The 14,157-nt window shown below is 70.1% G+C and carries 12 protein-coding genes; all 12 read left to right on the top strand.

The window, feature by feature from the left end; translation table 11 throughout:
* Positions 1-62 precede the first annotated feature (62 nt).
* Entirely contained in the window at positions 63-1,703 is a 1,641-nt protein-coding gene (locus V1Y59_RS08835) for a UDP-N-acetylmuramoyl-L-alanyl-D-glutamate--2,6-diaminopimelate ligase (protein ID WP_330504456.1), read from the top strand.
* Positions 1,700-2,158 carry a UDP-N-acetylmuramoyl-tripeptide--D-alanyl-D-alanine ligase gene (locus tag V1Y59_RS08830; protein WP_330504455.1) on the top strand — a complete coding sequence of 153 codons (459 nt, stop codon included), beginning with the start codon at positions 1,700-1,702 and terminating at the stop codon, positions 2,156-2,158. The genes V1Y59_RS08835 and V1Y59_RS08830 overlap by 4 nt, the downstream gene beginning before the upstream one ends.
* Positions 2,159-2,309: 151 nt before the next feature.
* Positions 2,310-3,404, top strand: a complete 1,095-nt coding sequence (gene mraY / locus V1Y59_RS08825; RefSeq protein WP_330434665.1) for a phospho-N-acetylmuramoyl-pentapeptide-transferase — start codon at positions 2,310-2,312, stop codon at positions 3,402-3,404.
* Between the two features lie 10 nt (positions 3,405-3,414).
* Complete coding sequence (gene murD / locus V1Y59_RS08820; RefSeq protein WP_330504454.1) at positions 3,415-4,998, top strand: UDP-N-acetylmuramoyl-L-alanine--D-glutamate ligase; 1,584 nt, start codon at positions 3,415-3,417, stop codon at positions 4,996-4,998.
* Positions 4,995-6,665: a putative lipid II flippase FtsW gene (gene ftsW, locus V1Y59_RS08815; RefSeq protein WP_431309134.1), complete on the top strand. Its 1,671-nt coding sequence runs from the start codon at positions 4,995-4,997 to the stop codon at positions 6,663-6,665. Before murD ends, ftsW begins: the two co-directional genes overlap by 4 nt.
* Positions 6,666-6,778: 113 nt before the next feature.
* Positions 6,779-7,978 (top strand): undecaprenyldiphospho-muramoylpentapeptide beta-N-acetylglucosaminyltransferase, encoded by a 1,200-nt coding sequence (gene murG, locus V1Y59_RS08810; RefSeq protein ID WP_330504453.1) that lies wholly within the window; start codon positions 6,779-6,781, stop codon positions 7,976-7,978.
* 64 nt (positions 7,979-8,042) lie between these two features.
* Entirely contained in the window at positions 8,043-9,620 is a 1,578-nt protein-coding gene (murC, locus tag V1Y59_RS08805; protein WP_330504452.1) for a UDP-N-acetylmuramate--L-alanine ligase, read from the top strand.
* A complete protein-coding gene (locus V1Y59_RS08800) occupies positions 9,617-10,339 on the top strand; it encodes a cell division protein FtsQ/DivIB (RefSeq protein WP_330504451.1) in 723 nt (240 codons plus the stop codon). The genes murC and V1Y59_RS08800 overlap by 4 nt, the downstream gene beginning before the upstream one ends.
* A gap of 224 nt (positions 10,340-10,563) precedes the next feature.
* Entirely contained in the window at positions 10,564-11,736 is a 1,173-nt protein-coding gene (ftsZ, locus tag V1Y59_RS08795; protein WP_330434677.1) for a cell division protein FtsZ, read from the top strand.
* An 8-nt stretch (positions 11,737-11,744) separates the two neighbouring features.
* Positions 11,745-12,524: a peptidoglycan editing factor PgeF gene (pgeF, locus tag V1Y59_RS08790; RefSeq protein WP_330504450.1), complete on the top strand. Its 780-nt coding sequence runs from the start codon at positions 11,745-11,747 to the stop codon at positions 12,522-12,524.
* The gene (locus V1Y59_RS08785) at positions 12,511-13,269 is read left to right on the top strand and encodes a YggS family pyridoxal phosphate-dependent enzyme (RefSeq protein WP_330504449.1); all 759 of its coding nucleotides are present in this window, start codon (positions 12,511-12,513) and stop codon (positions 13,267-13,269) included. Before pgeF ends, V1Y59_RS08785 begins: the two co-directional genes overlap by 14 nt.
* A 93-nt stretch (positions 13,270-13,362) precedes the next feature.
* Entirely contained in the window at positions 13,363-14,100 is a 738-nt protein-coding gene (locus V1Y59_RS08780; protein ID WP_330504448.1) for a cell division protein SepF, read from the top strand.
* Positions 14,101-14,157: the final 57 nt, after the last annotated feature.

Genomic DNA, 14,157 nt, shown 5'->3' with positions numbered 1-14,157 from the left:
AGTTCTCCGACGGCCCGGCCCGGGCCGACCGAGTTGAGCAGCAAGGAGGCGGGAGCAACCAGATGGCGTCGACTCGCCGTAAGCGCTCGAAGGTCGCCGCGGTGATGCTTCGGCCGACCAGTGTGACCCCGACCCCGGTGTCGGTGTTGTCGGCGTCCACCGGGGCCCGCGTGGACCTGGTCGGCTCCGTGGCGGCCGACGTGGAGGTCACCGGCGCGACCCTGCGCGGCCAGGACGTGATGCCCGGCGACCTGTTCGCCGCGTTGCCCGGCGACCGCACCCACGGCGCCCAATACGCCGATCAGGCCGTGGCGGCCGGGGCGACCGCGATTCTGACCGATCCGGCCGGCCGGGCGGAGTTGTCGCGGGTCCTGCCCTCCGACGCGGCGGTCGCGGTCCTCGTGCACCCGAAGCCACGCGACGTCCTGGGCCAGGTCAGCGCCCGGATCTACGGTCACCCGTCGCGGCGGATGAAGCTGATCGGGATCACCGGCACCTCGGGAAAGACCACCACGGCCTACATGGTCGAGGCCGCCCTGCTCGCCGCCGGACATTCCGTCGGACTCATCGGCACCGTGCAGACCCGGATCGACGGGGTTGCCCAGCCGAGCACGCTCACCACACCCGAGGCGCCCACCCTGCAGGCGCTGCTGGCGATGATGCTCGAGAAGGGCGTCGACGCAGTCGTGATGGAGGTGTCCAGTCATGCCCTTGCGCTCGGTCGCGTCGACGGTGCGCACTTCGCGATCGGCGCGTTCACCAACCTGTCGCAGGATCATCTGGACTTCCATCGCACGATGCGTGCCTACTTCGAGGCCAAGGCGCAACTGTTCGCGCCGGCGGCGTCGACGAGCGCGGTCCGCTCGGTGATCTGCGTCGACGACGAATGGGGCCGGCGCATGGTGGAGGTCGCGCGGGGCGATCGTCGATCGGCTGACCGTCACGCCGCCCTGGTCACGGTGTCCACCGGAGCCGTACCCGCGCAGTGGCATGCCGGCCCGTCGACGGTGGACGCCGACGGGGTGCAGCACGCCGAGGTGACCGCACCCGGTGGCACGCAGCACGACCTGACCGTTCCGCTGCCCGGCCGCTACAACATCGCCAACGCGTCGATGGCGCTGGCGATCGCGGTGGGCGCGGGTGTGCCCGCCGGTGTCGCGATCGAGGCGATCGCCGGGATCTCGGTGCCCGGCCGTCTCGAGCGGATCGACCGGGGGCAGGAGTTCCTCGTCGTCGTCGACTACGCCCACAAGCCCGCCGCGCTGGACGCGGTCATCGCGACGCTGCGCGCGCAGACCCGCGGCCGGATCGCGGTGGTCGTCGGCGCGGGCGGCGACCGGGACACCGGAAAGCGTCCGATGATGGGCGAGATCGCCGCGCGTGGAGCCGATCTCGCGATCATCACCGACGACAACCCGCGTACCGAGGAGCCGGCGGCGATCCGGTCGGAGGTGCTGGCCGGAGCGCGAGCGGTCGACCCCACCGAGGCGGGCGAGGTCCGCGAGATCGGTGATCGGGCAGAGGCGATCGCAGCAGCGACCCGCTGGGCGCAGCCCGGCGACACGGTGCTGGTCGCCGGCAAAGGCCATGAGACCGGGCAGGAGATCCACGGCGTCAAGCACCCGTTCGACGATCGCGAGGTCGCCGCCGAGGCGCTCGACGACCTGACCGCGCAGACCCCACGCGAACGGGAGCGACGATGACGGCCACGGTGCTGGTGGCGCCGGTACCGGCCGATGTCGACGCCGCCAAGACGTTGCTGCGCGAACTGGTCGCGACCGCGGCGGCCACCCGCGCCGCAGACCCCGATGTGCGCACCTGGGCGATCCTCGGGCAGTTGACCGTCGCCGCCGACATCTCGGAGAACGACGGTGTGGTCGAACATGATCGAGTCGGCCGTCAGGCAGTACGGTTGGCCGTCGACAAGACTCTGTGCGTCGGCGATTCCCGCTCGGTGCGCGCGTTGCATCAGGGCGCTGTCATGGAAGGCTCGTGGGGAGACGAGGTGCGCCAGGTCGGCACGGCCGCCGAGGCGCGTGAGCTCCTGACGAGCGACGTCGCATGGCGTCCGGGGCCGGGCGACGTGATCCTGGTGGCGGGCTCGGATGCGGGAGTCGCCGAGCTGGCCGGGATCTGGCGGCAGGAGAATCCCGCGTGAGCCCGTGGCGGACGTACACCGGCGACAATGACGAACGAGAGGCAGCGACGAGCGTGGCAGGGCACAGACGCACACTGCAGACGGGCACCCGGCTGACGGGCATACCGCAGACGGGCACACTGCCGGGCTCGGCGCGGATGAAGGCGGGTCGGTGACACAGATCCTGATGGCGGGCGGCATCGCGCTCGCGGTGTCGATCCTGTTGACCCCATTGTTGATCCGGCTGTTCACCCGCCAGGGGTTCGGCCAGGAGATCCGGGTCGAGGGGCCACAGAGTCACCAGACCAAACGCGGTACACCGTCGATGGGTGGCGTCGCCATCCTCGCGGCGCTGTGGGCGGGCTATCTCGGCTCACACCTGTTCGGCATGTTCACCGGCGGCACCGGGATGACCGCGTCCGGCCTGCTCGTCCTCGGGCTCGCGACCGCGCTGGGCGGTGTCGGCTTCCTCGACGACATCATCAAGATCCGCAAGCATCGCAACCTCGGACTCAACAAGACGGCCAAATCCATCGGACAGTTCGGCGCGGCGATCCTCTTCGGCGTGCTGGTGCTGCAGTTCCGCAACGACGCCGGATACACGCCCGGGAGCACCCACCTGTCGTATGTCCGTGACATCGACGCGATCTCGATGTGGGCGCCGGTGTTCGTCATCTTCTGCTGGCTCGTCGTCGCCGCATGGTCGAACGCGGTCAACTTCACCGACGGTCTCGACGGCCTCGCCGCCGGCTCGATGGCGATGGTGCTCGGCTCATACGTGTTGGTGACCTTCTGGCAGTACCGCAACGCCTGCACCGGCGGCCCCAAGTCGACCGAGGAGATCACCCCCGGTTGTTATGTGGTCCGGGATCCGCTCGATCTCGCGCTCATCGCGGTGGCGGGCGGTGGCGCATGCCTCGGATTCCTGTGGTGGAATGCCGCGCCGGCCAAGATCTTCATGGGCGACACCGGTTCGCTCGCACTCGGCGGAATGCTGGCCGGTCTGTCGATCACGACCCGGACCGAACTCATCGCGGTCGTCATCGGCGCCCTGTTCGTCGCGGAGATCATCTCGGTGGTCATCCAGATCGCGTTCTTCCGCACCACTGGTCGCCGCGTCTTCCGAATGGCGCCGTTCCATCACCACTTCGAACTCGGCGGGTGGGCGGAGACCACGGTGATCATCCGGTTCTGGCTGCTCACCGCCATCGCGTGCGCCCTCGGCCTGTCCCTGTTCTACAGCGAGTTCCTGGCCGTCAGTGGCTGAGGACACCGCCGTGGACGTCACCGCGCTCGCCGGCGCGTCCGTGCTGGTGGCCGGCGCGGGCACCGCCGGACGCTCCGCTGCGCGCTACCTCGCGCACGTCGGCGCAGAGGTCACCGTCACCGATGCCCGGTTCGGCGCCGGGTATGACGACGACGAACTCACCGCCCTCGGGATCGCGCAGATCGCGACCTCGCAATTGCTCGACGGCACCGCGTCGCGCGAACCGGCCGCCCTCGACGGGTACTCGCTGGTGATCGTGTCGCCCGGATTCGCCCCCTCGCATCCGCTGATGCAACTGGTGAGCGACAGCGGGATCCCCGTCTGGGGGGAGGTGGAACTGGCCTGGCGGATCGATCGGGCCGGGCTGCTCGGCCCGCCGCGCACCTGGCTGGTGGTCACCGGCACCAACGGAAAGACGACGACGACCTCCATGCTCGCCGACATCGTCGCCGGTGGGGGACTCGCCGGCGCGGCATGCGGCAACATCGGCCTGCCGGTGCTCGACGCCATGCGGGCCGAACCGCGGGTCGACGTCCTGTGCGCCGAGCTGTCATCGTTCCAGCTCTACTGGGCACCGTCGGTGGCGCCGGATGCGGGCGTGGTCCTCAACGTCGCCGACGACCACCTCGACTGGCACGGGTCGTTCGACGCCTACGCCGAGGCCAAGGCCATCGCGCTGCAGGGCCGGGTGGGGGTGGTCGGCCTCGACGATGCTGTCGCCTCCGGGCTTCCGGTCGTCGGTCGCCGGGTGGGCTTCACCCTCGGCACCCCCGCCGCCGGGGAACTCGGGGTGACCGACGGCTGGCTGGTGGACCGGGCGTTCGGGTCCGACGCCCATCCGCGGGACCTTGTCGACATTGCCGCCGTCCACCCACCCGGGCCGTCCGGTGTCGCCGACGCCCTGGCCGCCGCGGCTCTTGCGCTCGTCGCCGGGATCTCGCCGGAGCAGGTCGGCGACGGCCTGCGTGCATTCCGCCCGGCCGCGCACCGCGGGGAGGTGGTGGCGCGGGTCGAGGACATCGACTACGTCGATGATTCGAAAGCCACCAATCCGCATGCCGCGTGTGCCGCGATCCTCGGTCACCGTCGGGTCGTGCTGATCGCCGGGGGGCTGCTGAAGGGCGCATCGGTGGACGCGATGATCCGCGACACCCGGGACCGGTTGGCCGCCGTCGTCGCGATCGGCCGGGATCGGCAGCTGATCGTGGAGGCGATCTCGCGACACGCCCCAGAAGTCCCAACAGTCACAGTATTCACAGGGGACGATGATCGGGTGACCGTTCAGCACGCCCCCGCGACGCCCGAGGCCCCCACCATCGTGGACTTCCCCACGATGATCCCGTCCGGTGCAGTGCCTCCCGGCGCGGTCGGCGGGTCCCCGACGGCGGTCCTGACCCGCGCGGTCGAGGTGGCGGCGCATCTCGCGCGGCTCGACGACCACGGTCCGGACACGGTGCTTCTGGCGCCCGCCGCCGCCTCGTTGGACATGTTCCCCGGCTACGGAGCGCGGGGTGACGCCTTCGCCGATGCCGCACGGGCGCTACCCGGTGCAGCCGTTCCGGCTGCCGGCCATCCCGGCGGTACGGCGCGGTGAGCACGCCGACCGAGAAGGCGTCGCCGGATCGGTCGGCGACCGGCGGTCGAGATCGCTCCCGGCGGGCCTCGTCCGAGGGGTCCTGGCCTGCGGCGATCTCCGAGGGCATCGGCAACCTGCTGTCGCGGCCGCTGGCCTCCTACCACCTGATCCTCACGATCGCGTTCCTGCTGACCGCATTCGGGCTGGTGATGGTGCTGTCCGCCTCGTCGGTGGAGGGCTATTCCAAAGAAGGCTCGGCCTACGGACTCTTCGCAACCCAGGTCATCTTCGCGTTGCTGGGCCTGGCCGTCTTCTACGTGATGCTGCGTCTGCCGGTGCGGCTGCTGCGGCGCGTGGCCGCCCCGCTGATCGTGGTGACGACGATCCTGCTGGCGCTGGTGCTGGTGCCGGGCATCGGCACCCTGAGTCAGGGCGCCCGCCGCTGGTTCGTGGTCGGTGGGCTGTCGGTGCAGCCGTCGGAACTGGTCAAGGTGGCGTTGTGCGTCTGGGGCGCCCACCTGCTCGCCTCGCGGCGCCGGGAGAACGCCTCCCTGAAGGAGTTGCTGATCCCGCTGCTGCCGGTGGCACTCCTGATCTGTGTGCTGATCGTTCTCGAACCGAACCTGTCGACCACGATCACGATCGCGATCATCGTGGGTGCGTTGTTGTGGTTCGCCGGGCTACCCGTCAAGGTGTTCCTGTCCTTCGCGGCGGTCGGCGTCGCACTCGCCGTCCTGCTCGCGCTGGTCGAGGGCTACCGGTCCCAGCGGGTGATGAGCTTCCTGGGCTCGATCGACGATCCGCAGGGCGCGGGATATCAAGCGCGACAGGCGACGTTCGCCCTTGCCAACGGCGGTGTCTTCGGCGTCGGGCTGGGACAGAGCCGGGCCAAATGGAACTATCTGCCCAACGCCCACAACGACTTCATCTTCGCGATCATCGGTGAGGAACTCGGCCTGGTGGGCGGGCTTCTGGTGGTCCTGCTCTTCGCGATCCTCGCGTTCATCGGCTTCCGGATCGCCGCGCGATCGGTGGATCCATTCCTGCGCCTGATGACCGCCACGGTGACCGTGCTGATCACCGCGCAGGCATTCATCAACATCGGGTACGTCGTCGGCCTGCTGCCGGTGACGGGTATCCAGTTGCCGCTCCTGTCGGCGGGCGGGACCTCGACGTTGACCGTCCTCGCGATGCTCGGGCTGCTGGCCAACGCGGCACGTCACGAACCGGAGGCGGTGGCCGCCCTGGTCGGCGGTGAACCGAGCCGGTTCGGACGATGGTTGCGGCTGCCGACACCGGTGCCCTACCGGCCGACCCGGGCCGACGCGCTGCGCGATCGCCTCGATCGTCGCCGGCCGGAGCGTGCACGTACCGCCCCGCCCGCGGCCAACAGGTCGAAGTGGCCGCGACTGCGTGGTGCGGCGCGCGGGTCGGCCGAACCGTCGGCGCGGCGGTCGACGGGTGACGGCCGGGCACCACGTACCTCCCGGGTCCGGGTGGACTACCGTACGGGGTATTCCGGCACACGCGGGAACGGTGCGGACCGGGCATCGACATCGCGGTCGACCGGCGGGTCCACCCGTTGGGGCGGCGTCGGTGGCGTGACCGCGAACGCGCCGGGCGGTCGACGGTCGGGCTCCACCTCGTCGTGGCGGCCGGACGGACGTGGCGGCACCCGGCGCTGACACGCGGTCACACCGTCTGTCCGCCGGTGGGTCGACGATGGATTCGGACAATCAGTTCGGGACCGGCGGTCAGGGAACGCGGTCCGGGACAGGGAAAGTGGAGTGGGTCAGCGGTGAATTCTGAGCGAAACCGGTCGCGGTCGGATCGGCCGCTGTCGGTGGTGGTCGCCGGCGGCGGGACCGCCGGGCACATCGAACCCGCACTCGCGGTCGCGGATGCGGTCACCCGTCTCGATCCCACCGCTCGGGTGACCGCCCTGGGCACGACCCGCGGTCTGGAGACAAGTCTGGTGCCCGAGCGCGGTTACCAGCTCGAACTCATCCCGGCGGTGCCGTTGCCGCGCAAGCCCGGGATGGAACTCGCCAAGACGCCGGCCCGCCTCCTCGGTGCGGTGTCGGCGGCGCGGTCGGTCCTCTCTGCGGTCGGCGCGGATGTGGTGATCGGGTTCGGCGGCTACGTGTCGCTGCCCGCGTATCTGGCAGCGCGGATGCGTGTCCGTTCCCGTAGTCGACTGCCGATCATCATCCACGAGGCGAACGCCAGCGCGGGCATCGCGAACAAGGTCGGCGCGCGGTTCGCGGACCGGGTGATGGCGGCGGTCGGCGGCTCGGGTCTGGACGCGGACGTCGTCGGCATCCCCGTGCGCGGCGTGATCACCGAACTCGACCGGCCGGGACTGCGGGCGAAGGCCCGCCACTACTTCGGCCTCGACGAGGACGCCCCGACCCTCCTGGTGTTCGGGGGTTCGCAAGGGGCGCAACGGCTCAACGAGGCCGTCGCGGGTGCGGCCGGCCCGCTCGGCAAGGCCGGGGTGGGTGTCCTGCACGCGTACGGCCCGAAGAACACGATCAACCCCGATTCGCCGTCCGGCGCTCCGCCGTATCGAGGCGTCGGCTACCTCAAGCGCATGGACCTGGCCTATGCGGCCGCCGACCTCGTCATGTGTCGGTCGGGTGCGATGACGGTCGCCGAGGTGTCGGCCACCGGACTGCCCGCGATCTACGTGCCCCTCCCGCACGGCAACGGCGAGCAGCGCCTCAACGCCCTGCCGGTCGTCGACGCCGGCGGCGGCATCATCGTCGACGACGCGGACATGTCCGCCGACTGGGTGGCGCGCGAGGTCCCGGCGATGCTGTCCGACGCCGACCGGCTGGCGGCGATGTCGAGCGCCGCGGGGCGGACCGGGCATCGCGATGCCGCCGACTCCGTCGCGTCCGCCGCGCTCGAACTCGCCGCCGAACATCGCGCCGGAACCTACCGGGCACGTCTGCGCTCCGCGTTTCGCTCGCCGGGATCGGGCCCGCAGACGTGACAATGGATGGGCAGGACAGTCGGTCGACGGTCACACGGCGACGGCCCGAGCGGGAGGTGAGGCGATGAGCGGCGGGGACCCGTCCGCACCCATCGGAGACCTGCCCGAGCAGCTGCGTCGGGTTCACATGGTCGGCATCGGCGGCGCCGGGATGAGCGGGCTGGCGCGAATCCTCCTCGCCCGCGGTGGCCAGGTGTCCGGGTCGGACGCGAAGGCGGGCCGGGGCATCCTCGCCCTGCGCACCCGCGGTGCACGCATCCAGGTCGGTCACGATCCATCCGCCCTCGATCAGCTGCCCGGCGGCCCGTCGGTCGTGGTCACGACCCTGGCCGCGATCCCGAAGACCAATCCCGAACTCGTGGCGGCGCGGGCGCGCGGCATCCCGGTGTTGCTGCGACCGCACGTCCTCGCCGAGTTGATGCAGGGCTACCGGACGCTGCTCGTCGCCGGCACGCACGGCAAGACGTCGACGACGTCGATCGCGGTCGTCGCGCTGCAACACTGCGGCCTCGATCCGTCGTTCGCGGTGGGCGGCGAGCTGAACGAGTCCGGCACCAACGCCCACCACGGCAGTGGCGGGATCTTCGTCGCCGAGGCCGACGAGAGCGACGGGTCGCTGCTCGAATACGAACCCGACGTCGTCGTGGTCACGAACATCGAGGTCGACCACCTCGACTATTTCGGGACCGAGGAGGCCTACGTCGAGGTCTTCGACTCGTTCGCCGAACGGATCAAACCGGGCGGGACGTTGGTCGTATGCCTCGACGACGAGGGCGCCGCCCGGTTCGCCGGTCGATGCGCCGACGGGCTCGCCGACCGCGGCATCACCGTGCTCGGCTATGGAGAAGGCAGCCACGCCGCGCTGGCGCCGACCGTGAACCATGTCGCCACGCTGCTGTCGTGGGCGGCGCGCGGTGCCGGCGGCACCGCACGCGTCCGCTTCGGAGCACCACTCGCCGATCCTGCGGTCGAGTGTGTGATCGACCTGACGCTGCCGGGAAAGCACATGGCGCTCAACTCGATCGGTGCTGCCGTCGCATGCTGCGTCGCGGGCGGCGAGCTGCCCGGTGTGCTCGACGGGGTGGCCGCGTTCAGCGGTGTGCACCGGCGCTTCGAGTTCCGGGGCCGCGTCGGCGGTGTCGAGGTGTACGACGACTACGCGCATCATCCGACCGAGGTGCGTGCTGTCCTGTCCGCGGCGCGCCAGGCCGTCGAGAGCGTCGCCGAGGCCGGTGTCGGACACACCGAGCACGGTGGTCCGGGCCGCGTCGTCGCGGTCTTCCAACCCCATCTGTACTCCCGTACACGTGAATTCGCCGACGACTTCGCCGCCGCCCTCGACCTCGCGGACCAGGTCGTCCTCGCCGACGTGTACGGCGCGCGGGAGGAACCCATCCCCGGCGTGAGCGGCGCCGCCATCGCCGCCCGGGTGACCCGGCCGGTCGTCTTCCAGCCGGATCTCTCGGCGCTCGCGCGGACCGTCGCCGACCTGGTCCGACCCGGCGACCTCGTGCTGACCCTGGGCGCCGGCGACATCACCATGCAGGGTCCCGAGATCCTGGCGGCCCTGCGGGCGGCGGGGGAGCCCGGTGACCCGACCTCGCCATCGCCCGCGCCCGCGGACACCGGGACCCAATCGTGACGGGCAGGGGAGGAGAGCGCGGTGGGCGGCTTCGGCCCCGGCGTCCGCGACTGCTGCTCGGCACGCTCGCGGTCATCGTCGTCGTCGCCGGTCTCGCCGCGATCGCGTACTTCACCCCGCTGATGGCCGTCCGGTCCACCGACGTGCAGTCCAACGAGGCCGTCCCGGCGGACCAGATCATCGGGGCCGCCAGGGTCGCGGACGGGACCCCGCTGCTGCAGGTCGACACGCAGGCCGTCGCCCAGCGCATCGCGGCCATCCCGTCGATCGAATCGGTGCGCGTGCAACGCAGTTATCCGTCCGCCCTCACCATCACGGTGGTGGAGCGGCAGCCGGTGGTGAAGGTGACCGACGGCGACAAGGTGCACGTCCTCGACCGCTCGGGCGTCGGTTACCTGACCTTCGAGACCTCGACCGGTGTCCCACCGGAGATCAATGCCCTCCCGGAGTTCTCCACCCCGAATCCCGGCCCCAGTGACCCGACGACGGTCGAGACACTGGGCGCGGTGTCCGAACTGCCGGAGTCGATCTCGGGACGCCTCATCGCCGTCTCCGCATCGTCGCCGGTAGACATCGAGTTCACCCTCGAGGGCGACAAGACGGTGGTGTGGGGCGACAGCGAGCGGGGAGCGGAGAAAGCCAGAACCCTCAACGCGCTGTTGACCCGGCCCGCCTCGACCTACAACGTGTCGAGCCCGGAGTTCCCCGCGTTCAGCTGATCGGGTGGCCGTATGTGGCCCGCTGACGTGCCACGTTCCCTCGCGCGTGGGATCGACGGGTACCGCGCAGAAAAAAGACCGGACCAACTTCGCGACACGCCGCCCGCTTGCTGGCGGCCCCGCCCTCGGATGCCTAGCGTCATGCCCAACATCCATCTACTTGACATAACTCTAAATCTATGGTTCAGGTTTAGGGTTTCGGATCGAACGAGGAAGGCGGGCACATGACGCCACCGCACAACTACCTGGCCGTGATCAAGGTTGTCGGCATCGGCGGCGGCGGCGTCAATGCCGTCAACCGAATGATCGAGCAAGGACTCAAAGGCGTTGAGTTCATTGCGATCAACACCGATGCGCAGGCGCTCCTGATGAGTGACGCCGACGTCAAACTCGACGTCGGCCGCGACTCGACCCGTGGTCTCGGGGCGGGTGCCGACCCCGAGGTCGGACGACGCGCCGCCGAAGACGCGCGCGACGAGATCGAGGAGCTCCTCAAGGGCGCGGACATGGTCTTCGTGACCGCCGGCGAGGGTGGCGGCACCGGCACCGGCGGCGCGCCGGTGGTGGCATCCATCGCCCGCAAGCTCGGCGCGTTGACCGTCGGTGTGGTGACCCGTCCGTTCTCGTTCGAGGGCAAGCGTCGTGGCGGTCAGGCGGAGGCCGGGATCACCGCCCTGCGTGAGTCGTGCGACACCCTGATCGTCATCCCGAACGACCGACTCCTGCAGCTCGGCGACGCGCAGGTCAGTCTGATGGACGCCTTCCGCAGCGCAGATGAGGTGCTGCTCAACGGTGTTCAGGGCATCACCGACCTGATCACCACGCCAGGGCTGATCAACGTGGACTTCGCCGACGTCAAGGGCGTGATGAGTGACGCCGGCAGCGCCCTGATGGGTATCGGTTCGTCCCGTGGCGAGGACCGGGCGAAGAAGGCCGCCGAGGCGGCCATCAACTCGCCGCTGCTCGAGGCGTCGATGGAAGGTGCTCGCGGAGTACTGATCTCGATCGCGGGCGGCAGCGACCTCGGTCTGTTCGAGATCCACAACGCCGCCACCCAGGTGCAGGAGGCGGCCCACGAGGACGCCAACATCATCTTCGGCACGGTCATCGACGACAATCTCGGCGACGAGGTGCGCGTGACGGTGATCGCGGCCGGATTCGACGGCGGCGCACCGCGAAAGCGCACCGACATCCCCGCTGCGGTGGGCAAGTCGTCCGTCGGTTCCGGCCAGGCCGGTGCGGTGGCGTCGAAGCCGCAGGACAACGACCCGCTGTTCGGCAAGATGCCTGCCGGATCGGGCGATCCGTTCACCGAGGAGCAGCCGGAGCGGCCGCGTCGCAACAACGTGACCCTCGATGACGACGACGTCGACGTGCCGTCGTTCATGAAACGCTGAGCTCCGCGATGCGGGTTCGTCGCGTGGTCACCGGACGCTCCGGAGGGGTGTCGGTGGCGCCCTACGACTCGTTCAATCTCGGCGATCACGTCGGCGACGACCCGAAGGCGGTGTCGGCCAACAGGGATCGGCTGGCCGAGCAGATCGGTCTGACACCCGGACGGATCGTCTGGATGGAACAGATCCACAGTCGCAACGTCACCGTCGTCGACGGTCCGGTGGACGGTCCGGTGCCGGCCACCGACGCGTTGGTCAGCACCGAACCGGATCTCGCGCTGGCCGTCCTGTCGGCCGACTGCGTCCCGGTGCTGCTGTCCGACGACGAGGCCGGGGTGATCGCCGGTATCCATGCAGGCCGGGTCGGCGCGCGCGTCGGCATCATCCCGGCGACGCTACGGGAGATGATCCGGCTCGGCGCGCGACCCGATCGGATGGGCGCACTGCTCGGACCCGCGGCCAGTGGGCGCCAGTACGAGGTGCCGGCGCACATGCAGCGAGACGTCGAAGAACACCTGCCCGGCAGCGCCTGCATCACCGAGAAGGGCACCGCGGGATTGGATCTGCGGGCGGGCATCCGCCGCCAGCTCCTGGCGGCCGGGGTGTCGGCGGTCGCTGCCGACCCGCGGTGCACGATCGAGGACCGCGAGCTCTTCAGCCACCGGCGGGGCGCCCCGACCGGCCGGCTCGCGTCGGTGATCTGGATCGACTCCTCAGCCGCCCCGGCGGCCGAGTCCGACTCGTCCGATTCCCCGCCGGCACATCCCGAGAACGGCGATGACCGCAGCTGACGGGGACCGCGACGCGCGTCGCGACGACCTCGCGCAGCGTTACGCGGCCGCCCGGGCACGACTCGACGCCGCGATCGACGCCGCCGGGCGTCGGCGCGACGACGTCGAACTGCTGGTGGTGACGAAGTTCTTCCCGGCCGACGATGTCGGTCGCCTCATCGGGCTCGGGGTGCGGTCGTTCGGTGAGTCCCGCGAACCCGAGGCGGGCCGCAAGATCGCCGAGGTGCGCAGCGCCGCGATCGGCGCCGCGGCGAGCGACGCCCGGTTCGACATGATCGGGTCGGTGCAGTCGAAGAAGGCGAAAACCATTGCGGAATGGGCGCGTTCGGTGCATTCGGTCGATCGGGGCAAGATCGTCGACGCACTCGCCCGGGGAGCGCAGACCGCACTCGACACCGGGGCCCGCACGGCCGATCTGGGAATCCTGTTGCAGGTCAGCCTGGACGGCGATCCACACCGGGGAGGTGCCGTCGAGGACGAGTTGCCGGCGCTGGCCGAGCAGGTGATCGGTGCGGACGGGCTCTCGCTGAAGGGACTCATGGTGATCGCGCCCGTCGAAGGGTCGGCGGAGCGGTGGATGCACCGTGCCGCGGAGATCCACCGTCGATTCGTCGAGGAGCATCCCGATGCGCGGCAACTGTCCGCGGGTATGTCCGGTGACCTCGAAGAGGCGGTTGCGCACGGATCGACATGTGTGCGTGTCGGAACCGCGATCATGGGACCCCGGCCGTTAGTCTCTCAGTAATCACATTGGTCACATGAAAACCAGCGAACACAACAACCACACTTGCACCACAGGACTGCTCCCCGGCAGCGTTGGACAACAGAGAGGCCAGCTATGACCACGATGCAGAAGTTCAAGGCATATTTCGGCATGGTGCCTCCGAGTGACTACGAAGACGACTACCTGGAGGAGCCGGGCGGAGCGGTCCGAGGTCCTCGGCCCTACCGCGATGGTTTCTACGCCGACGGCGGGTACCGCGAGCCGGGCTTCCGTGAGGGGCCGCGTGACGCCGACTTCGCCTACGTCGACGACCGGCGTTTCCCGGGGGAGTTCGAACCTCAGGCGTTCGCGCATGGCGGCTACGACCTGAACGGCTTCGACGGCGGCTTCGAGCCCGTCCCCGAGTACGCATACGCCGGGGGGCGGCACAGCGGGGAGCCGGTGGAGCGGATGCGGTCCGCCCACCGACTCGAGCCGCTGCAGCGGCCGGGTATGCGCCCGGCGGGTGTGGCGCGCAGTGGTGCGGGTGGCGATGAGCGAGCAGAACTCGAGCGCGTGTTCGCCGACGGCCCGCTGCACAAGATCACCACCCTGCGACCGTCCGACTACGGGGAGGCGCGCACGATCGGTGAACGTTTCCGCGACGGCAACCCGGTCATCATGGACCTCGTCGACATGAGCAACGACGATGCCAAGCGACTCGTGGACTTCGCCGCCGGACTCGCGTTCGCGCTGCGCGGCTCGTTCGACAAGGTCGCGACCAAGGTGTTCCTGCTCTCGCCCGCCGACATCGACGTCTCGCCCGAGGATCGTCGCAAGATCGCGGAAACGGGCTTCTACAACCACGGCTGAGGCCCTCGGGTCGTCGTCACTGCCTGGCGCCTGAAAGAACGCCCTGGTCACGGGCGG

The organism is Gordonia prachuapensis (assembly GCF_036350515.1).
In the GTDB taxonomy this organism is placed as follows: domain Bacteria; phylum Actinomycetota; class Actinomycetes; order Mycobacteriales; family Mycobacteriaceae; genus Gordonia; species Gordonia prachuapensis.
The sequence above is the reverse complement of the archived record's forward strand: the minus strand, read 5'-3'. Positions and strand labels throughout refer to the sequence as shown.